We start from the raw sequence: 18,925 nt of genomic DNA, 5'->3' as shown, positions 1-18,925 counted from the left end.
CCGGCCAGCGGCCGGCTCTACCAAGCGCCAATCCGACCGGTCGCCGTGCACCCGGTAGCTGTCGACCTTGGTCGACACGCATCAAAAGCGCCGACCAAGGTCGGCATCCACCAGAGCAGTCCGTCAGTTCCGTCCGCCATCGTGCACCCGGTAGGTGTCGACCTTGGTCGACACGCATCAAGCATCAACGGTGATGCATCCACCAGCAATCAATCGCGTCCAGCACGATGTGGATGATCAAACCGATGCCGAACAACCGCGTTTTCTTCGGCACGCACAGCCCCGCATAGACCGCGATGGCCGGTGCGGTGTGCAGCGGGTGGAAACCGATGCTGCAGCGGTTGGGCGCGTAGATCGGATCGGCCAGCAGGTGGTCCAGATCGATGATCCAGCCCAGCAGCATCAGCAGCCACGCCGAGGCGAAGCGCTTGCGCCAGAACAGCCATGCCAGCAAAGCTGGCACGGCGGCATGCAGGAACAGATGGAAGATCGCGCGCGCGCTCATCGGTAACGGTGGCGCCAGGCAGACCCGACGCCGTCCATCAGACCAGCGGTTCGTCGGACAGGTAGGTGTAACCGGTCAGGCCGGCTTCCAGCGCCTCCGACAGCTCCTGCGCACGTTCCGGCGACAGCTGCGCCTCGGCCACGCGCTGCGCATAGGTCGCGCGCAGTTCGTCCAGGCGGTAACCCACGTAATCCAGCATCACATCGGTGGTGTCGCCACGGCGCTGCTGGGTGATGGCGTAGCCATCGGCATCGGCCAGCACTTCCACGGCGTCGGTATCGCCGAACAGGTTGTGGATGTCGCCCAGAATTTCCTGGTAGGCGCCGACCATGAAGAAGCCGATGCGATAGCTCTCGCCCGGCTTCATCTTGTGCAGCGGCAGCGAGCTGTCCAGGCTTTCGTTCTCGACATAGGTTTCCACCATGCCGTCCGAGTCGCAGGTCATGTCGGCGATGATGCCGCGACGGTCCGGGGTTTCGTCCAGGCGCTCGATCGGCACGATCGGGAACACCTGGTCGATCGCCCACACGTCCGGGATCGATTCGAACACGCTGAAGTTGACGAAGTACTTGTCGACCAGGCGCTCGTTCAATTCATCCAGCACCGGGCGATGGCTCTTCTCGTCATAGCTCAGGCGCGCACGCACGCCGTGGGCGATGGCGTAGAACAGATCGTCGATGCGCGCACGCTGCGGCAGGTCGATCTGGCCCAGCGCGTAGCTGGCCAGGCCTTCGGCGTGGAAGTGCTGTGCTTCCTGGAACAGTTCCACCGCCGGGCGCACGTCCAGCTCGTCGTGGATCTCGCGCAGGTGGCGGATCGCCGCCGGCTCGTCGTCGTGCTGGTCCGGCACGCGGCCTTCCTGCGCCTCTTCCACTTCCGAGACATTGGCGATCAGCACCGCGTGGTGCGCGGTCATCGCGCGGCCGCACTCGGTAACGATGCGCGGCGGAGTCAGGCCGAACTCTTCGCAGGCATTGGCCAGCGGCTGCACGATGTTGCTGGCATAGGAATGCAGGCCGTAGTTGATCGAGCAGAAGCTGCGCGAACGGGTGCCTTCGTAATCCACGCCCAGGCCACCGCCCACATCGACGTGAGTGATCTTCGCGCCCAGGCGCGACAGCTCCACGAAGTAGCGGGTGGCTTCGCGCATGCCGTTGGCGATGTCGCGCACGTTGGAGATCTGCGAGCCCATGTGGAAGTGCAGCAGGTTCAGGCAGTCGGCGTACTCGGTGTCTCGCAGCGACTTCCACAGGTCCAGCAACTGGCGCGGCGACAGGCCGAACTTGGCCTTGTCGCCACCGCTGTTCTGCCACTTGCCGGCGCCCAGCGAGGCCAGGCGCATGCGCACGCCCAGGCCCGGCTTCACGTCCAGCGCCTTGGACTCTTCCAGCACCAGCTTCAGTTCGGACGGCTTCTCGATGACGATGAAGGTCTGCAGGCCCAGCTTGCGGCCGATCAGGGCCAGGCGGATGTACTCGCGGTCCTTGTAACCGTTGCAGACGATCAGGCCACCCGGGCGCGACAGCGCCAGCACGGCCATCAGCTCGGGCTTGCTGCCCGCTTCCAGGCCGAAGCCTTCGCCGTGGTGGCTGGCCAGGGTGCCGGCCACGCCACGGGTCTGGTTGACCTTGATCGGGTACACGGCGGTGTAGCCACCGCTGTACTCCCAGTCCTGCTGGGCCTGGCCGAAGGCCGCCTGCAGCTTGCCCAGGCGCTGGCCGAGGATGTCCGGGAAGCGCACCAGCAACGGCAGCTTGGCGCCGGCCGCACGCGCCGCGTCGACCACCTTGGGCAGCGACACCACCGGGCCGTCCGCCCCGGTCGGTCTCACCACCATGTGCCCGGCCTGATCCACGTCGAAGTAACCGTCCGCCCAATGCGGGATCGAGTAGGTCTTGCGGGCTTGGTCGAGGGACCAATCGGTCATTTCAGTCGGCCTTGTTGGCAATAAAAGGGGGGGCATGATAACGCCTATATGCCCACAGGTTCGTTATCATGCGCGCCCGCGCCCGTGACAGGTTCCAACCTGAACGGGCCGATCCGTCCGGATGTGGCATCTGTGCCACGCGGCCCCGCCCGCCAGCCCGGCTCCACCCCTCCGAACAGGACTGTTTTCCAATGACTGACAGCAACAACTGGTACATCGAACACTTCGAGCGCACCGGCTCGGCCATCGGCTACCGCATCACCGGCAAGCTGGACGAGGTGCAGTCGCCGTTCCAGAAGATCGAGATCTTCCAGACCACCGACTGGGGCAACCTGATGACCATCGACGGGGCCATCATGCTGACCAGCAAGGACAACTTCTTCTACCACGAGATGATCAGCCACCCGGTGCTGTTCACCCACGCCGCGCCCAAGCGCGTGGTGATCATCGGCGGTGGCGACTGCGGCACCCTGCGCGAAGTGCTCAAGCACACCGGCGTGGAGAGCGTGACCCAGTGCGACATCGACGAGCAGGTGACGGTGATGGCGCGCAAGCACTTCCCGGAACTGTGCGATTCCAACGACGACGCCCGCGCCGAGCTGCTGTTCGACGACGGCGTGGCCTACATGGCCAACTGCCCGGCCGGCAGCGTGGACGTGGTGATCGTCGATTCGACCGACCCGGTCGGCCCCGGCGAAGGCCTGTTCAACAAGGCCTTCTACGAGAGCTGCTTCAAGGCCCTGAAGGACGACGGCATCCTGGTGCAGCAGTCCGAGTCGCCGCTGATGCAGCTGGACCTGATCAACGAAATGCGCACCGAGATGGGCAAGGCCGGCTTCGGCTCGTTCAAGACCCTGCCGTTCCCGCAGCCGTGCTACCCCACCGGCTGGTGGAGCGTGACCATGGCGCGCAAGGGCGACAGCAGCTTCGACTTCCGCCAGGCCGACTCGGCCGCCAAGACCTTCAACACCCTGTACTACACCGCCGCGCTGCACACCGGCGTGCTGGTGACCCCGCCGTTCGTGCAGGCCGCACTGAAGGGTTGATCCAACAAAAAACCCGCGCTGGCAACAGCGCGGGTTTTTGCTTTCTGTAGAGTCGAGCCATGCTCGACTGCTCTTCTGCAGATGGTGCTTGGGGACTATGCCCGCAAGCCGCCACTCCACTGCTCCCGGGCTACCGCGATCTGACCGAAATGCAGTCGAGCATGGCTCGACTCTACAATTCAAAGCGCCCAGATACCGGCGATCACCGCCACCACCAGGCCCCACTTGATCAGCTGGTAGGCCACCACGCTGCGCTCGCGCAGTGCCTTGGCCTTCAGGCGCACCTTGTAGACGCTGCCGAAGGCCTTGTTGACGCCACCGGTCGGGTCACCCGGCAGGTTCGGCGAGGCACCACCGGCCAGCAGCGTGGCCGCCACCGCGCGGTTGAACAGGCCCGGCAGGCCGAAGCGCAGCGGACGGGCGATGTCGCAGAACAGGATCACGCGGTCATCCGGCGTCTCGTTGTGCGCGTGGTGGATGTAGGTCTCGTCGAACATCATCCACTCGCCGTCGCGCCAGCTCTTCTTGATGCCGTCCACTTCGATGTAGCAGCCGTCATTGTTGGGCGTGGCCAGGCCCAGATGCAGGCGCAGCGAACCGGCGAACGGGTCGCGGTGCGGGCGCAACTCGCTGCCCGACGGCAGCTGCGCGAACATCGCCGCACGGACGTCCGGCAGCGACTCCAGCAGCGCCGTGGTCTTCGGGCACATTGCCTTCGCCGACGGGTGCGACGGGCCATACCACTTCAGGTAGAAGCGCTTCCAGCCACGGCGGAAGAACGAGTTGAAGCCGGCATCGTTGAACGTGCTGGACGCGGCGATCTTCTGCGCATCGCGCAGCGCCAGCGCCTCATCGCGGATCATCTGCCAGTTCTGGCGCAACGGCTCCAGCTGCGGGAATTCCTTGGCCGGGTCCAGGAACGGTGTGGTCGGCACCTTCGAGAACATGTACATGACCACGTTGATCGGGGCCATGAAACTGGAGTGGTCCAGCAGCTGGCGCGACCAGCGCGCGCGGACCTTGCCACGGAAGTGGATGTACAGCACGCAGGCCACGAACAGCGCTGCAATGACGATTTTGATGATCAAAACACTTTCCTCCAGCCGCAGCCGGAACGGGAATCAGGGCGATGCACGGCCGGACGGCCAGCACCGGTGGGGACCGCGGCAGGGGACGGGGACGTGCCAGAAAGGTGCGGCCGCCGATGTCGCGAATTAACAGCTTATGGTCGGCAGGCCGTGCGTCGGGGTCAAGCTGGACGTGCGTGACGTTCAGCGGGCCGCGGATGAACGAAATAGAGCGAAACGCAACCTATTGATTCTGAAAGAATCACCGACCAAGTGAGACGGAATTGTCCGATTGGGCGCGACGAACTGTTCCAGCCACGACCCCGACATTTCTCCGACAAATCGTGGAATAGCGAACTGGCGAGTACTAAAATTAACGAAAACTTAGTAACTCCCTGTAACACCGGTTCGCTTGACGCTTTGCGCCACCCACCGGGTCGTCCGAGACCCCGACATGTATCTTCCTGCTCTCCCCCCCTCCTCCTGCGGCGATGACGCCGCCACCCCGCTGCTGCTCAAGCGCGGCGAACGCTTCCTGGCTCCCGACGTCTACCGTACCTGCCTGGACGGGCGCGAGGCGGTCATCAAGGACTATTCCCGCTACCGCGGAACTCCCGTTTCACTGATCGCGCGGCTGATGGTGCGCCGTGAGGCCCGCATGCTGCAGCGCCTCGGCGGCTGGAAGCATGCCCCCGCGCTGCTCGGCACCCTCGGTGGCCTGGCGCTGGGCATGGAGTTCATTCCCGGCCAGACCCTGAGCACCGCACAGGCCGTTGGCAATGAAGTATTCGAGCAGCTGCAGCACGCGCTCAGCCGCCTGCACGCCGCCGGCATCACCCACAACGACCTGCATGGCACCAACGTGGTGGTCAGCAGCGGCGTACCGGTGCTGCTGGACTTCACCTCGGCCTGGCGGGCCCCGCGTTGGCTCCGCCGCAACCCGCTGAGCCGCCAGATGCGCCGCAGCGACATGAAGAACCTGCTGAAGATCCGCCAGCGCGTGACCGGCCAGGCGCCGAGTGCCGCGCAGGCCGCACTGGTGGCCGACCCGGGTTGGGTGGCCGCCGTGCGGCAGGGCTGGAAGCGGTTCTACAAGTGGGCGAAGCGGCGGTAAGCGCTTTGCTTTGGTAGGGGTCGAGCTTGCTCGACCGCTTTACCGCTCTTTGTAGAGTCGAGCATCGGCTCTACAACATCCCGCCGAACGGGTTACAACGCGTCCGCGTCCAGTTCCCCGGTACGAATACGCACCACACTGCCCAGGTCGTACACGAACACCTTGCCGTCACCAATCTTCCCGGTCCCGGCGGCCTTCACGATCGCCTCAACCACGGCCTCCACCTGGTCATCGGTCACCGCCACTTCCAGCTTCACCTTCGGCAGGAAATCAACCACATACTCCGCGCCACGGTACAGCTCGGTATGGCCCTTCTGGCGACCAAAGCCCTTCACTTCCGTCACCGTGATCCCGGTGACCCCACGCTCGGCCAGCGCTTCGCGCACGTCGTCGAGCTTGAACGGCTTGATCACCGCCATGACCATCTTCATCGTCTATCTCCTGTCTTCCGGCGTGGAGGATAGCGCCTGAACGCGGCCCGTGCGAAGCCGCCGCCGCCTGTCCGGGCGATGGGTGCCAGCAGTATCCTTGTGCCCGAATGACCTGCCCGCGCCGGATGCACGGGCCCACCCCCACGGAGCACCCCATGATCGACCTGAACCACATCGATGACCTCGCCCGTCGCCTCAGCGACCTGGTGCCGCCGGGCCTGCGCGAATCGCGCGAGGAACTGCAGGCCACCTTCAAGAGCGCGCTGCAGGCCGGCCTGGCCAAGCTCGACCTGGTCACCCGCGAGGAGTTCGAAGTGCAGCGCGCCGTGCTGCTGAAGACCCGCCAGAAGCTGGACGCGCTGGAAACCGCCGTGCGCGAGCTGGAAGGGCGCGGCGCCGCAGAATGAAAAAAGGAGGCGCACTGCGCCTCCCGTTTACAGAGTATTTCCCGGATGGGGCCTTGCAGCAAGGCCCACCGGGCGCCCTAGACTCGCCGGCCTGTCGATCCGGCAGGACACCCAGGGGCAGTGCCGATGGCGCAGGACACCGAATGGACACCCGTTTCGCATGACACCTGCGACCAGATCGCCGGGCCGTTCTATCACGGCACCCGCGCGGACCTCGCGGTGGGCGAACTGCTGAGCGCAGGCTTCCGCTCCAACTATCGCGACAGTGTGGTGATGAACCACATCTACTTCACCACGATTGCCAAGGGCGCCGGGTTGGCTGCGGTGATGGCTCGCGGTGAAGGGCGACCGCGCGTGTATGTGGTGGAGCCGACCGGGCCGTTCGAGGACGATCCGAACGTAACCAACAAGAAGTTTCCCGGGAACCCGACGCGGTCGTATCGGAGTGCGCAGCCGTTGCGGGTGGTTGGGGAGATTTTGGAGTGGGAGCTTTATGACGCCGAGTTCGTTCGACAGTTGAAGGCGTTTGTTGCTTCGGGGAGTGGGGAGATCATCAATTGATGGAGAAAGACGCCGACGGGGCACGTCGGCGTCTTCCTATCAACACGCTCGTGTGGCCCTTATCCGCGAATCGTGCCACACGGCATCTCATCCTCCAGTCGTCTCATCGCGGCGACCGCACCGGTATCACCTCAATCCGCAGGCTGTCCCTGGTCAGGGCAACCGATTCCGGATGAATCACCACTCCGCCCGGCTTCCCGTGTCGAACCCGCCGATTCCTTCTGCCGAGGAATCCGAAGATGCCAGCACCACCATCAGCACCTAGCTGGAGCGCATCATCGACCCAATGACGAACGCCGCAGTCAGGCCCGCCCAGGACAGTACCGCCACGACAATCAGCAACACCTTCCGATGCATCGCCTGCGCCTCATGCCGATAGGGCGCCTTGCGGTCGTACGGCCTGATCAGCCCGAACAGCTCGCCAGGGACGGTCAGCGCTCCCAGCAGCAACAGGGCAAGCATGCAGAACCCGAACAGCGTTCCAACGCCGCTCACCCGGGCGGCGTAGGTTGCGGCATCGGAATGACCGGCAAGGGCCTCGAAGAACGTCCCTACCCAGCCGGCCAACAGCCCGGCCAGGATCCCGACGAACCCCAGATGGCTGAAAAGATGCACCCAGAAGCGGGCTGGAAGTTTCATCACGAGAGGTCCTTCATTCAGTCAGAAGTAGTGGGCCGGCCACCAATTGAACACATCAACCCGCATGTGTGCCCATCAGTGCTCGAGGTGCGTCTTCAGCTCGTTGGAATCCCTGCGCAGCAGATACAACGCCACCAGGAATGGCCACAGCGAGTTGATCGAAGAGAACAGGCGCTGGGTCAGCCCTCTGAAGCCCTCCGGATCCGTGCCGACCAGGTTCAACCAGAGGTAGACGATGCTCGCAATGCTCACCAAAGCGGTCACGGCGTACGCCCTTCGGTTGGCAGACCACGCGCTCATCTCGATGTGCGACATCGCAGGTGCAATGATGTTTGCGATACCGATGGTGTAGAAGCCGTGCATCGGATGGCCCATGGGCCAGAGCCCGTTGGTCAGCATGGAGACGCCAAAGATCATCCAGCAGATCGCGCCTACGGCAATCCGGCGACCGGACTCCCGCCATACCCCGATGGAGAACGCCACGAAGCCCACGCCGGAGCCGATGGCGGCAATCCTGCCGCAGACGCTTGCGAGCGTTGGCGCCTGCAGCAGCTCGCTGGCGTGTTGTGCAAGCGGGTTGTAGCCCGGCGCGAACACGGCGGCAACGCTGGTCCAGAACAGGAACCACGGAAGCGGGACCAGACCCGCAGACAGAAGAAGTCGATTGCCGCGTAACACGTGCAGTGATCCTTGTTTTGGCCTGCGCCAGTGGGTGGAATCCGTTCAAACGCCGCAGATCCCTCCTGCTGCGGACAGGACAGTTCCGGGGTGACTACAGCGGTAGTCAGATTCTGCGTGACGCCCTGCGGGGTCAATAGGCAGAAAGTCACTCATGCCCGCAAGTGATGCAGTCAACAACCTCATCTTTCTGGTCCAGCCTGAGCTTCCACGATTTCTAGCTGTAAAGTCGACGTGTCCCATGCCCAGGTTTGCCATGCCCGCCGTCGACCAGAATGACATTGTCGGTGCACAGCACGAAGTGCAACGGCTTCTTGGCCGTTGCATTCTGCGACTTCAGCAGTGCGAGCAACTGATGAAGTCCATGCTCGCCTTTCAGAAGTTGTTCGGTACGCCGGAAACACTCCCAATGGCCTTGGACAAGCGCAAAGCAGAGATCAGCGGCAAGACAATGGGGGTGCTGGTAGGTCACCTGACTGCCGAATGCGTGGTCAAAGAGGGCAGCGAAGCCCCTGGCGGCCCATCGGGTTACGACAGCAATTCAAGCTTCGTCGCTCTGCACATGGGGCTAGAGTTTCCAGAGCAATCCCATGCAACGCTGCAAGCCGACCTGCACGATCTGGTGAACCTCAGGAACGTGCTCGTTCACCACTTCATTGAGCAATACGATATCCAGACTGTCGAAGGATGCCTGGAGGCACAGGTTGCACTCAGCCGTTCCTATGCTCAGATCGACCCCCAATTTCAACGGCTGCGTGCACTTGCGGCAGATGTTGCGCAAGGAGCGAAAGCCTTTGCGGAACTGGTTCAGTCACCTCAGTTCCATGACCTTCTGGTCAATGGCATCGCGCCTGATGGTCAGATCCACTGGCCGCTCACAGGTATTGTCAGTGCGCTGAGACAGGCCTTCCGAGAACGGGCAATCGACGGCTGGGTGAATCTGGACACAGCCGTTCGCTGGGTAGCAGAGCACCACCCGGAACAAACCCCCAAGAAGTACGGCTGTGCCCGATGGCGGCACGTCATTCACGAATCTCGTCAATTCGAACTGCGCCACTTCGCGCACCACGGCCAGCTCGGGGCTTGGTTCCGCGAGCGGCCAGATTCGCCTGGCTAGCCAGGCGCCGCTCTTGGTAGTAGCAGCAATACGCTTTCGCCTACCAAGTACTGTCGCATTTGCCGTTCCCTGCGTCTCTTACGGAAGGTTCTGACGACTCCGTTCCAGAAGTGCCGCACCGCCTAGCACGCCAAGGCTCTCGCGGCTTCCGGCGCTATGCGACAATGCCAAAAGCGTCTCGGGTTTTGGCGGCATTGACCCCATCCCCTTGGCATTCCCAACTACATCAGGCAACTCTGGTATCGCCACCGAAAACGGGTGGCCGGGCCTCGAAAACCCGTTTTGTTGGGAAGTAGTTTGCGCTTGCCAGCCGGCACCGCCGCGCGTGGTGCCGGCTGGCAATCCGTCTGCCGGCTATGGCGGGCGGGGCGTGGGGGTTTTGTACCCGCCGGTTCCCAACATCCGGTTTTCGAGCCACGCTCTGCCCGCCACCTTTATCGGTGGCGGCTTCTGCCTGCTTGCACGGAGCCCGCCATGACCACGCCGCCCTCCCCTCCCCCGCGCCCGATCCAGGAAGCGCCGTCACGCGCTTCGGCCCCAGACCGCAACAGCCTCATCGCCATCCTGCACGCCATCGGCGCGGGCGCTGCGGCCGACGGCCAGCCTTGGCCCGAGCGCCATCACCTGCGCAGCCGGCAGATGGCGTTGTCCGACGCCGACTGCGCGCTCACCGGCCAGCGCATCGTGCAGGAGATCCTGCTGGCGGCCGAGCGCACGCGCCAGAACGGCGAGCCGGAGCAGTACGTGGGCGACCGGGTGATGGAGGGGCTGGTGATGGCCGATCTCGCGCTGACCGCCTTCATCCACGAGCGGATGCGACCCAAGGACTGAGCGCGTTTATGGCGCGGGGTTTTCTGTCTGTGTGCGGGGTGACGAATGAAGATGCACGGCCTTGCCGCTGCAGCGGTGTGCATCGCGGTGATCGGCGCGATGTGGGTGGAGTGGCCCGAGCCAGCGGGCGATCAAGTGTGGGCCTACCAGAAGCTGCGGCCGGCCGATTACCGCCAGCTGCGCAGTGATGCGCTCGGCTTCGTTACCGCGAAGGCATACGAGGGCTTTGAACTGCACGCGCGCCATGCCGGGGCAACGTCCTTCGAGATCCGATGCAAGGGCGTTGTGGTGATGGACGTGGAGAACGCGCCCTCGCGCGTGCTGATCCGCATGCCTGCCGATGCACGGTGGCGGGCGCCGGATATCGAACGCCTGCGCATCAGCTTCGAGCGTTGGCTGGATCTGCATCAGAGCCAGGGGCGGTTGCTGGTGGAAAGTGCGGGGCCTTCGTGGGTTGAGGCGCGGTTTGGGCGCTTCAATGGGTTGGTGCCTGATGAGCAGCGGTGTCTGCTTGGGACGCTGGGCCGCCATTGACTGTCATCCCCTAACCGGCCCATTCGCAACACGAAGCCACCAGAAACTATCTGGAGAAGCGGCGAGTCCTGAGACTCACCCGCGCCAAAGGCGATGGTCCTGCCACCCTGCTGCAGCCCCGATGCTTTTCGTTCGGACTTCGGTCGTCAGGCCAGCCGAGAGGTGGACATCGACGCGTTCACGCCAATCCATGGAATCAGCGGTCGTCGCTTCCAGAAGTCTGCGAAGCAGGAGCAGCAGAAAGAAGCAGCGATTCGGCGCATACGGCGCCTCACGTTCAGACCATCCCGCCGACCGAGGGCGAACCGCCGAAACACCTAGCTCCTTGTTCCACAACCTGCTGTGGTGTGCAACGACATTTCGCACCACGCTGGTGACATGCAGCCAGTTTGCGAAGACTGGCGCTGCCAGCTGCATCTCACCCGCAACAGCCTTCTGTTCTCTGGAGTGCAGCGCTTTGTAGAAACGAGAAAGCGAACCCAGCGACATGACTTCTGTCGCCATCCAGATCGGCACTCTGGGAAACGCGGGTGAAACGTACTTTTCCTTGTAGTGCCGAATGAACGCCTCCCTGGAGCGGGTCACTTCACTTTCGACGCCGCCGAGCCAATCCGCATACTCCTGCCCAGCGAATGTCAGATTGCGCGGTTCCAAGTGGCCGAAGGAGCCATAGGCGTGGGCAAAGTGGTAGGTGAGCACGGTCCGCGTTGCTACCTCGATATGGCCGACGGCCTCCATCACCAGGTCTCGAAGCACCCTATCGAACTCATAGAGGCTGACCGCGTCCTCGAAAGTCGCTTGATCGCGGAAGTGATCGCTACCAGGAATACGCTGGGTATAAAGATAGCCCATGAGGCGGTAGTAGCCGACACGCTGCAGGTAGCGATTGGCGTTGGCGACGTCGCCGATGGCAAGCCCGCGCTGCTGTAGCTGATCAAGCTGCGCCTGAATCGAAAGCGGCGGCTTGCGGTAATGGGTCATCCTGACACTCATTTGCGAGCAAAAAAAACCCGCCAATTTGAGCATGTCGCGAACTAGCGCGTCAGAGGCGTGGCGGGTGTGTTGCGTGCATTTTAGCGGCTCCGCTTCTTGCCTGCAAGTAATTGTGTGTAGTTTTGGGTGGTTGTAAATGCTTGTTCTAAAAACACTTTGTGAAAAATCCAACTTGAATTCAGCCATCTCCCGGGCGCCGGTTAAACAATGTGAATTCCGGGCCGATCAAGCTGTAGCAAGCCGCCGCCCCAGCGCTACTCCACGTGATGCCGGTCGAGTTCCGTCACTCAATTGCAGAGACCAACCGCCGGGGAGCAAGAAGCCAAACTTCAACGGATCAGCTGACTGCCAGAATCCGCCTAGCTCCTTCACCAGCAATTCCCGATATCACCCCACTGCACACCTGCCGCACCATCGAGCATCCCTCTGCAGGAAACCACACATGAGCCTGGCGCTGGTCCACAGCCGTGCCCGCGCCGGGGTCGATGCCCCACTGGTGCGGGTGGAAGTGCATCTCTCTGGCGGCCTGCCTGTCACGCAGATCGTGGGCTTGGCCGAGACCAGCGTGCGCGAATCTCGCGAGCGCGTGCGGGCTGCCCTGCTCTGCGCGCGCTTCGACTTTCCACAGCGGCGCATCACCCTGAACCTGGCGCCTGCCGACCTGCCCAAGGAAGGCGGTCGCTATGACCTGGCGATTGCCTTGGGCATCCTCGCTGCCAGCGGCCAGGTCGATCCGCAGTCGCTGCTGCAGTACGAATTCCTGGGCGAGCTTGGCCTGACCGGTGAACTGCGGCCGGTGGCCGGCGCGCTGCCGGCGGCGATTGCGGCGGCCGAAGCCGGACGCATCCTGGTGGTGCCGCCGGGCAATGCCGCAGAAGCTGCTCTGGCCGAGCACGCCGATGTGCGGGTGGCCCGTACCCTGCTGGAATGCTGCGCGGGGCTTGGCAATCCGCGCCTGCTGCCACCCGTGGAGCGCGTGGACACGACGCCCCTGCCACTGCCCGATTTGGCCGACGTGCGCGGGCAGGCGCATGCGCGGCGTGCATTGGAGGTCGCCGCTGCGGGTGGGCACCATCTATTGCTGATCGGTAGCCCTGGCTGCGGCAAGACACTACTGGCCTCGCGCCTGCCCAGTCTGTTGCCGGATACCGAAGAGACTGAGGCGCTGCAGCTGGCCGCGATTGCATCGGTGAGTGGCGAAGGGTTGGACCCAAGACGATGGCGGCAGCGGCCCTTTCGAGCGCCGCATCATAGTGCGAGTGCGGCGGCGCTGGTAGGTGGGGGCAACCCGCCCTGCCCCGGTGAGATATCACTGGCCCACCATGGAGTCCTCTTCCTTGATGAGCTTCCAGAGTGGAACCGCAGCGCGCTGGAGACCCTGCGCGAGCCGCTGGAGTCCGGCCACATCCGCATCGCCCGCGCGGCACGCAGCGTGCAGTACCCCGCGCGGTTCCAACTGGTGGCCGCGATGAATCCCTGCCCGTGCGGCTGGGCCGGCGACCGCAGCAACCGCTGCCTGTGCAGCGATGAACGGATCAACCGCTACCGCGCGCGCGTCTCCGGCCCGCTGCTGGACCGCATCGACCTGCATATCAGTGTGGCGCGCATGGATGCCGTGGAGCTACGGGAAAGCACGCCGCTGGGCGAGCCCAGTGCCGCGGTACGTGCACGGGTGGAAGCCGCGCATGCGCGGCAGCAGGTGCGTGGCGGGCTGAATGCCCATCTGCCACCGGCGGCGCTGCGTGCCTGTACGAAATTGAGTGAGGCCGATCAGGATCTGCTGGAGCAGGCGATTGAGCGTCTGCAGCTTTCTGCGCGGGCGATGCACCGGATTCTGCGGGTGGCGCGCACGATTGCGGATCTGGCGGGTTGTGAAACGATCCAGACGGCGCATCTGGCTGAGGCGATCGGTTACCGGCAGTTGGATCGGGGAAAGCCTTAGAAATGCCGGGCGGGTTGGCTCTTGGTGGAGTCGACCGTTGGTCGACTCGCGTGCGAAGCGCGGCCTTCTGTGAAGTAGATGCAAAGAGCGGTCGACTAACAGTCGACCCTACCAAGGGCGGGCATCACGCCGCGGAATCCACCCGCCCACGCTTCGCCAGCAACGCCACCCGACGGCTGACCAGCGTGTGCAGCTCCGCCAGCTCCGACGCCCGGTCAGCCGTCATGTTCCCGCCGAACAACACCCGCGACAACGCCGCCTCGTCGCTGTCGTCCGGGTGCTGCCACCGGTCCCGATACACCTTCTGGCACACCAGCCAGGCCAGCCGCAGCCCCCCACCGGGCAGCGGGCGGACCACGCGCTCGTACACGTGCCAGAACTGGTACTCGGCCTGCAGGTCGATCACAGGCGCCGCGGACAGCGCCTGCCGGGGCCGTCCCGGGCTACGGATGTCGAACAACGGTGATCGCGGGTTGTACTGAGCCATGCCGACAGCATGACCCAGCAACATTGTGGGAACCTTGCGTCGCCGCCAGAAAATCCCTGTTGATTGCGCAAGGCGGGTTTGTGGGCGGATCCGAGCACCTGCCTGGGGCCGCCAAGTGCATCCACGCATGGCGTGGATCTACTTAGAAGGTCATCGAGGTGCTGAACATCAGCTGCCGGGGCGCGCTGCGCTGCAGGGTCTGGTAATCCCCCGAGAACGACGAGCCGGCGATGGTTGCGGTACCGATGTTGTGGCGGTTGAACAGGTTGCTCACGTCCAGCCGCAGCTCGAGCCCCGGCACGGCGCTGTCCGCACCGAAGCGGTAGGCGGCATAGGTGTTGACCTGCCAGAAGGTCGGCACGCGGATGTCGTTCTCGTAGGTGAAGGGCTGGCGCAGATAGGAGGTGCTGGTGGCACCGAAGCGCCAGTCACCGAAATGCGCCGACAGGTCGCTGACCAGCGAGATCTGCGGGTAGCCCGGCTGGGCATTGCCCTTGATCGGGTACACCGTGTCGCCCACCACGAAATCGCTGTCGTAGTACGAACGGGCCACGGCCACGCCCTGGTAGAACTGCAGGTGGTCGGTCAGGTCGGCGGTGATGCCGAGGTCGGCGCCGATCACGTGCATCTTCGGCATCAGCCGCACCGTGTTGATCTGCGCGAACTGGGTACCAATGGACGCCGACAGCAGGCGGTTGCGGATGTCGTTGTAGAACACGTCACCGGTGATCGTCAGCCGGTCGAAGCGATGCGACGCGCCGACGGTCAGATTCCAGTTCTTCTCCGGGCGCAGCGTGCCGGCCACGCGGTCGAACTCTTCCTGGTCGGTGATGGTCCACGCGGAGGCGGTGTAGCCGATGTTGCCGCGCTGCGCCACGCGATAGCCGTTCATGGTATTGGCCAGGTCGATGAAGGCATCGGTGGATTCGGTCGGGCTCCAGAACAGCGAGACATGCGGCAGGAAGTTGCTCTTCGCGCGCAGCGTGCCGTTCACCGGCCGGTCCTTGGCATCACCCAGGCCGCCACCGCTGGTGCGGAAGTCCACGGCCTTGAAGCCAACGCCCAGCTTCATCGTGTCGTTCAACACGATGTCGTCCTGCAGGTAGAACTGGCGCGAGCGGGTCGCCCAGCTCGATGCGTTGTCGGTCTTGAACGCGGGGCCATACACATCGAACGGGCCGGTGGCGTTCAGCGGCGGGCCCTCGCCCAGCAGCGGCTGCTGGTACCACTCGGTCTTGGCCGCGGCCTTGCTCTTCTCCTGCCAGAAGCCGGCGGTGAAGGTGTGCGCGCCGGTCTCGAACTGCAGGTTGACCATGCCGCCCAGGCGATTCACGCGCGGCGTCTGCACCTGTTCGGAGAACGGTGCGCCGTTGGGCGACGGCACGGTCGGGTCGGTCAGCGTGGCCTGGGTGTGGCTGTTGGCGTTGTACAGCTGCACGTTGCCGCTCAGCGCCGGGGTGATCTGGAAACGGTGGTTGATCGACGACACGCGATCGCGGGTGATCTGGCCGGTGTCGTACGGGATCAGTTCGGACAGCTCACCGCAGGTGTAGGCGCCGCAGGACTTGTCCGCATTCTCCGGCGAGGCTACGTACCAGGCCCACGCGTAGTCCGGATAGAAGATGTCGGCCTTCCAGCCCAGCTTGCGGATCATGTCGAACGAAATGTTGTTGTAACCCCAGACCTTGGCCTTGCTGTCGGACAGGAACACGGTGAAGTCGCCCCAGGCAACGTCCTGCTGCAGCTTCAGGTCGCCGCGCAGGAAGTTCTGGGTGCCCTCGCCCTGGTACTTTTCGGCGGACACGCGCTGCAGGTCGACCAGCACCTTCGGGCCGTGCTCACCGAGTTGGCCGCTCTGCCCGGACACGGTGGTGACCAGCGTGTTGTTGCTGCCCACGCCCTGTTTCACGCGCAGGCTGGGCGTGTCCTGCAGCTCGCGCAGGCGGTATTCCAGGCTGCCGCCGTTGACGCTGCTGGAGAACACGCTGACCGGTGCGCCACCGGGGCTGACCGTGATCGCGCCGATGCCATCGGGCACGCCCACGTTCACCACGCTGGTGCCGGTGAGCGAGAGGAAGCCGTTGTCGTTCAGTGGCACGCCTTCGAAGGTGATGCCCATTTCATTCATGCGGAAGCCACGCACGAACAGGCTGGTGGCCGAGATATCCAAGCCAAGCCCGTCGGTGGCGGTGTAGCTGGCGCCCGGCACCTGCTTGAGCATGGCCAGGCCGTTGTTGCCGGTGACCATCGCGTCGAGGTCTTCGGCCTTGATGATGTAGCGGTTCGGACCGATCACCTGGGTGGGCGCAACGGCGGCGCCGCGCGGCGTGGCGATGACCTGCAGCGCGTTCAAGGTGGTGGGGGTGTCATGCGCGGCATCGTGCGTTTCTGCGGCGTACGCAGGTGCGGTGATGGCCGTGATGATGGCCAGAGCGAGGCGCGTCGTGGGTGGGGTGTTCATGGGCAGATCCAGGTGCAGGGAGAGAGCGGCGCAGGCGCACGCCCAGCGCGTTGCAGCACCGGTGTCGGCGCCCTGGCTGGCGATGCGATTGCGTTGAGGGAGTGACGGCGCGGTGCGCGCCGGTCAGCAGACGAGGACGATCATCTGCTGCGGGATTCGGTGGGGTGATTTCGACGTGCGAAATTCTTGCATCGCAGTGCCGCATTCGCCATTGCGCGGTGGTACAGCGCGGATGGCGATGGGGATGGGTGGGTTATACGTGGGTATAGCCTGGGTCGGCGCATACGGTGCGCGTGTGCCAACCAAGGTTGGCACCTACCAGGGCCCGCGAGACATGGTAGAGGCCGACCTTGGTCGGCGCTTGCCGTCTGCGTGTGCCAACCAAGGTTGGCACCTACCAGGGCATAGGGACGCGCGGTTACTGCAGGACGAAACGCTCAATGGCGCGCGCCACGCCTTCGTCTGCATTGCTGGTGGTCTCGAACCGCGCCACCGCCTTCACCGCGTCGATGGCATTGCCCATCGCCACGCTGGTACCGGCGTACTGCAGCATGGTCAGGTCGTTCTCCTGGTCGCCGATGGCCATCACGTTGGCGCGGTCGATGCCCAAGTGCTCGGCCAGCTTCTGCAGGCTTGGGCCCTTGCCGGCGCGGTGGTCGAACACTTCCAGGAAGAACGGTGCGCTCTTCAGTACCGCGAAGCGCTCGGTCAGTTCGCTGGGCAGACGCGCGATGGCGGCATCCAGCACGTCCGGCGCGTCGATCATCATCAGCTTGATGAAGGACATCGACGGGTCCATGTCTTCCACGCGGCGGTAGGACAGTGGCATCCGCGAAAGATGCGAGTCAGCCACGGTGTAGTAGCTGATGTCCTGGTTGGGCGTATACATGCGCTGGCTGTCCAGCGCCTGGAAATGCACGCCCACTTCGCGGGCTACCTGCTCGCAGAACAGGAAGTCGTCGAAGCTGAGCGGATACTCGACCACGGTTTCGCGCGTGCCGATGCGCTGCACCAGGCCGCCGTTGCAGGCGATGCAGTAATCATCGTCGCCGGTGATGCCCAGCTCGTGCAGGAACGGCGCCAGGCCCGGAACCGGGCGGCCACTGGTCAGCACGATGTGCACGCCCAGCGCGCGCGCCTGCGCGATCGCCTGCTTGGCCCGCGCGGTAAGCGTGTGGGTGGGATCCAGCAGGGTGCCATCCATGTCGATGGCGACCAGTTCGATGGTCGATTGCCTGCGGCCCATGTCCATTGCGTTCAACTCGTGCGGGGCACCCCAGTTTACCCCCTCATGCCCGGTTCACCTCTTTGCCCACGTTGGCCGGGATACTTCGGGAGCCTGTGCGTCCCCCACCGCAGGACGGCCCATTGACCGCCCTTCCCTGGAGAACCTTGCGACGCATGACCTACCGTGCCCCCGAAACCAATGACAGCGCGCCCCTGGCCGAGCAGATCGAGCAGATGATCGACGAATTGCCCGGTGAGCAGGTCAGTCTCGGCACCCTGCTCAGCGCGCTGGGCGATGAAGGCCTGCTGCTGATCGTGATCCTGCTCTCGGCCATCTTCATCATTCCGGTGTCGATTCCCGGGCTGAGTACGGTGTTTGGTGCCTCGATCCTGCTGATCGGCCTGAGCCGCGTGCGCAACCGCCCGCTGTGGGTGCCGCAGAAACTGGCGCGCCGCGAGATCGCCACCGACAAGCTGAAGGCCAACCTGGGCCGTGCGCTGAAGTGGGTGCACCGCATGGAGCGCCTGTCGCGACCGATGCGGCTGGCGGTGATGGTGCGCTCGAAGAAGATGATGCGCCTGAACAACCTGATGCTGGTGTTCGCGACCCTGCTGCTGATGGCGCCGGCCGGGCCGATTCCGTTCAGCAATACCTTGCCGGCGCTGGCGCTGATGTCGTTTGCGATTGGCTTCATCCAGCGCGATGGTGCGGCGGTGGCCGCTGGGTACGGCTTTGTTGTGGCCACGATGGTGTATTTCGGCGTGCTGCTGGGTGGCGTGGGGTTCGCTGCCGAATCGGTGTTCAGCGGGCTGCGCGCGGCGCCGTCGGAAGTGTAGAGCCGGGCCCAGGCTCGGCGGCTTATGGCTTTTTGTAGAGTCGGGGGGGGGGGGGGGGGGGGGGGGGGGGGGGGGGTGGGGCGGGGGGGGGCGCGGGGGGGGGCGGGGGGGCGGGGCGCGG

19 protein-coding genes are annotated in these 18,925 nt (G+C 64.4%); 9 read left to right on the top strand and 10 right to left on the bottom strand.

Annotated features, from left to right (window positions below; translation table 11 throughout):
- Nucleotides 1–184 precede the first annotated feature (184 nt).
- Together V3B64_RS16510 and speA are read right to left on the bottom strand one after the other, a co-directional pair.
- On the bottom strand, nt 185–505 hold the full coding sequence (locus V3B64_RS16510) for a DUF6122 family protein (RefSeq protein WP_005411369.1): 321 nt from the start codon (nt 503–505) through the stop codon (nt 185–187).
- A 37-nt stretch (nt 506–542) separates the two neighbouring features.
- Entirely contained in the window at nt 543–2,432 is a 1,890-nt protein-coding gene (gene speA, locus V3B64_RS16505) for an arginine decarboxylase (RefSeq protein ID WP_012512349.1), read from the bottom strand.
- A gap of 191 nt (nt 2,433–2,623) precedes the next feature.
- Here speA and speE point away from each other — a divergent pair, with 191 nt between their 5' ends.
- Nucleotides 2,624–3,478, top strand: coding sequence for a polyamine aminopropyltransferase (gene speE / locus V3B64_RS16500; RefSeq protein WP_049400802.1), 855 nt, complete (start codon nt 2,624–2,626; stop codon nt 3,476–3,478).
- Between the two features lie 179 nt (nt 3,479–3,657).
- Here speE and V3B64_RS16495 read toward each other — a convergent pair whose 3' ends face one another.
- Nucleotides 3,658–4,563 carry an aspartyl/asparaginyl beta-hydroxylase domain-containing protein gene (locus tag V3B64_RS16495; RefSeq protein ID WP_024957655.1) on the bottom strand — a complete coding sequence of 302 codons (906 nt, stop codon included), beginning with the start codon at nt 4,561–4,563 and terminating at the stop codon, nt 3,658–3,660.
- A gap of 436 nt (nt 4,564–4,999) precedes the next feature.
- Between V3B64_RS16495 and V3B64_RS16490 the strand changes: the two genes are divergently transcribed.
- Nucleotides 5,000–5,659, top strand: a complete 660-nt coding sequence (locus tag V3B64_RS16490) for an RIO1 family regulatory kinase/ATPase (RefSeq protein WP_032127129.1) — start codon at nt 5,000–5,002, stop codon at nt 5,657–5,659.
- Between the two features lie 92 nt (nt 5,660–5,751).
- On the opposite strand, the gene V3B64_RS16485 is transcribed toward V3B64_RS16490, so the two are convergent.
- Nucleotides 5,752–6,090, bottom strand: coding sequence for a P-II family nitrogen regulator (locus V3B64_RS16485; protein ID WP_005411374.1), 339 nt, complete (start codon nt 6,088–6,090; stop codon nt 5,752–5,754).
- Between the two features lie 155 nt (nt 6,091–6,245).
- On the opposite strand from V3B64_RS16485, the gene V3B64_RS16480 reads away from it, so the two are divergent.
- Both V3B64_RS16480 and arr read left to right on the top strand, forming a co-directional pair.
- On the top strand, nt 6,246–6,497 hold the full coding sequence (locus V3B64_RS16480) for an accessory factor UbiK family protein (protein ID WP_049421110.1): 252 nt from the start codon (nt 6,246–6,248) through the stop codon (nt 6,495–6,497).
- Nucleotides 6,498–6,623: 126 nt separating this feature from the next.
- Nucleotides 6,624–7,058, top strand: coding sequence for an NAD(+)--rifampin ADP-ribosyltransferase (gene arr / locus V3B64_RS16475; RefSeq protein ID WP_329914505.1), 435 nt, complete (start codon nt 6,624–6,626; stop codon nt 7,056–7,058).
- A 261-nt stretch (nt 7,059–7,319) separates the two neighbouring features.
- Here the strand turns inward: arr and V3B64_RS16470 are convergent, their stop codons facing one another.
- The gene (locus V3B64_RS16470; protein WP_329914504.1) at nt 7,320–7,697 is read right to left on the bottom strand and encodes a hypothetical protein; all 378 of its coding nucleotides are present in this window, start codon (nt 7,695–7,697) and stop codon (nt 7,320–7,322) included.
- Nucleotides 7,698–7,772: 75 nt separating this feature from the next.
- Nucleotides 7,773–8,375, bottom strand: a complete 603-nt coding sequence (locus V3B64_RS16465) for a DUF998 domain-containing protein (RefSeq protein ID WP_329914503.1) — start codon at nt 8,373–8,375, stop codon at nt 7,773–7,775.
- 256 nt (nt 8,376–8,631) lie between these two features.
- Between V3B64_RS16465 and V3B64_RS16460 the strand changes: the two genes are divergently transcribed.
- From V3B64_RS16460 to V3B64_RS16450, 3 genes are all read left to right on the top strand, one after another.
- Nucleotides 8,632–9,492: an OST-HTH/LOTUS domain-containing protein gene (locus V3B64_RS16460; RefSeq protein WP_329914502.1), complete on the top strand. Its 861-nt coding sequence runs from the start codon at nt 8,632–8,634 to the stop codon at nt 9,490–9,492.
- A gap of 474 nt (nt 9,493–9,966) precedes the next feature.
- Nucleotides 9,967–10,323 carry a hypothetical protein gene (locus V3B64_RS16455; protein ID WP_125894272.1) on the top strand — a complete coding sequence of 119 codons (357 nt, stop codon included), beginning with the start codon at nt 9,967–9,969 and terminating at the stop codon, nt 10,321–10,323.
- Nucleotides 10,324–10,368: 45 nt separating this feature from the next.
- Nucleotides 10,369–10,857 carry a cold-shock protein gene (locus V3B64_RS16450; protein ID WP_329914501.1) on the top strand — a complete coding sequence of 163 codons (489 nt, stop codon included), beginning with the start codon at nt 10,369–10,371 and terminating at the stop codon, nt 10,855–10,857.
- Nucleotides 10,858–10,932: 75 nt separating this feature from the next.
- On the opposite strand, the gene V3B64_RS16445 is transcribed toward V3B64_RS16450, so the two are convergent.
- Nucleotides 10,933–12,036 carry an Abi family protein gene (locus V3B64_RS16445; RefSeq protein ID WP_329914500.1) on the bottom strand — a complete coding sequence of 368 codons (1,104 nt, stop codon included), beginning with the start codon at nt 12,034–12,036 and terminating at the stop codon, nt 10,933–10,935.
- Nucleotides 12,037–12,292: 256 nt separating this feature from the next.
- Here V3B64_RS16445 and V3B64_RS16440 point away from each other — a divergent pair, with 256 nt between their 5' ends.
- Complete coding sequence (locus V3B64_RS16440) at nt 12,293–13,792, top strand: YifB family Mg chelatase-like AAA ATPase (protein WP_329914499.1); 1,500 nt, start codon at nt 12,293–12,295, stop codon at nt 13,790–13,792.
- Nucleotides 13,793–13,916: 124 nt separating this feature from the next.
- On the opposite strand, the gene V3B64_RS16435 is transcribed toward V3B64_RS16440, so the two are convergent.
- The 3 genes from V3B64_RS16435 to yidA form a co-directional block, all read right to left on the bottom strand.
- Nucleotides 13,917–14,303 (bottom strand): hypothetical protein, encoded by a 387-nt coding sequence (locus V3B64_RS16435; protein WP_329914498.1) that lies wholly within the window; start codon nt 14,301–14,303, stop codon nt 13,917–13,919.
- A gap of 118 nt (nt 14,304–14,421) precedes the next feature.
- Nucleotides 14,422–16,740 (bottom strand): TonB-dependent receptor, encoded by a 2,319-nt coding sequence (locus tag V3B64_RS16430; RefSeq protein ID WP_329914497.1) that lies wholly within the window; start codon nt 16,738–16,740, stop codon nt 14,422–14,424.
- Between the two features lie 418 nt (nt 16,741–17,158).
- Entirely contained in the window at nt 17,159–17,992 is an 834-nt protein-coding gene (gene yidA, locus V3B64_RS16425) for a sugar-phosphatase (protein ID WP_329914496.1), read from the bottom strand.
- 149 nt (nt 17,993–18,141) lie between these two features.
- On the opposite strand from yidA, the gene V3B64_RS16420 reads away from it, so the two are divergent.
- Entirely contained in the window at nt 18,142–18,804 is a 663-nt protein-coding gene (locus tag V3B64_RS16420) for an exopolysaccharide biosynthesis protein (RefSeq protein ID WP_329914495.1), read from the top strand.
- Nucleotides 18,805–18,925: the final 121 nt, after the last annotated feature.

Origin of the sequence: Stenotrophomonas sp. SMYL86, from assembly GCF_036320025.1 — a bacterium.
GTDB lineage: Bacteria > Pseudomonadota > Gammaproteobacteria > Xanthomonadales > Xanthomonadaceae > Stenotrophomonas > Stenotrophomonas maltophilia_A.
The sequence above is the reverse complement of the archived record's forward strand: the minus strand, read 5'-3'. Positions and strand labels throughout refer to the sequence as shown.

Bases quoted from the DNA above. Each gene is read 5' to 3' on its own strand.
- V3B64_RS16460 (WP_329914502.1), top strand. From the start codon at position 8,632: ATGCCCGCCGTCGACCAGAATGACATTGTCGGTGCACAGCACGAAGTG.
- V3B64_RS16450 (WP_329914501.1), top strand. From the start codon at position 10,369: ATGAAGATGCACGGCCTTGCCGCTGCAGCGGTGTGCATCGCGGTGATC.
- V3B64_RS16480 (WP_049421110.1), top strand. From the start codon at position 6,246: ATGATCGACCTGAACCACATCGATGACCTCGCCCGTCGCCTCAGCGAC.
- V3B64_RS16485 (WP_005411374.1), bottom strand. From the start codon at position 6,090: ATGAAGATGGTCATGGCGGTGATCAAGCCGTTCAAGCTCGACGACGTG.
- V3B64_RS16440 (WP_329914499.1), top strand. From the start codon at position 12,293: ATGAGCCTGGCGCTGGTCCACAGCCGTGCCCGCGCCGGGGTCGATGCC.
- V3B64_RS16435 (WP_329914498.1), bottom strand. From the start codon at position 14,303: ATGTTGCTGGGTCATGCTGTCGGCATGGCTCAGTACAACCCGCGATCA.
- V3B64_RS16430 (WP_329914497.1), bottom strand. From the start codon at position 16,740: ATGAACACCCCACCCACGACGCGCCTCGCTCTGGCCATCATCACGGCC.
- arr (WP_329914505.1), top strand. From the start codon at position 6,624: ATGGCGCAGGACACCGAATGGACACCCGTTTCGCATGACACCTGCGAC.
- yidA (WP_329914496.1), bottom strand. From the start codon at position 17,992: ATGGACATGGGCCGCAGGCAATCGACCATCGAACTGGTCGCCATCGAC.
- V3B64_RS16510 (WP_005411369.1), bottom strand. From the start codon at position 505: ATGAGCGCGCGCGCGATCTTCCATCTGTTCCTGCATGCCGCCGTGCCA.
- speE (WP_049400802.1), top strand. From the start codon at position 2,624: ATGACTGACAGCAACAACTGGTACATCGAACACTTCGAGCGCACCGGC.
- V3B64_RS16420 (WP_329914495.1), top strand. From the start codon at position 18,142: ATGACCTACCGTGCCCCCGAAACCAATGACAGCGCGCCCCTGGCCGAG.
- V3B64_RS16490 (WP_032127129.1), top strand. From the start codon at position 5,000: ATGTATCTTCCTGCTCTCCCCCCCTCCTCCTGCGGCGATGACGCCGCC.
- V3B64_RS16455 (WP_125894272.1), top strand. From the start codon at position 9,967: ATGACCACGCCGCCCTCCCCTCCCCCGCGCCCGATCCAGGAAGCGCCG.
- V3B64_RS16470 (WP_329914504.1), bottom strand. From the start codon at position 7,697: ATGAAACTTCCAGCCCGCTTCTGGGTGCATCTTTTCAGCCATCTGGGG.
- speA (WP_012512349.1), bottom strand. From the start codon at position 2,432: ATGACCGATTGGTCCCTCGACCAAGCCCGCAAGACCTACTCGATCCCG.
- V3B64_RS16445 (WP_329914500.1), bottom strand. From the start codon at position 12,036: ATGGCTGAATTCAAGTTGGATTTTTCACAAAGTGTTTTTAGAACAAGC.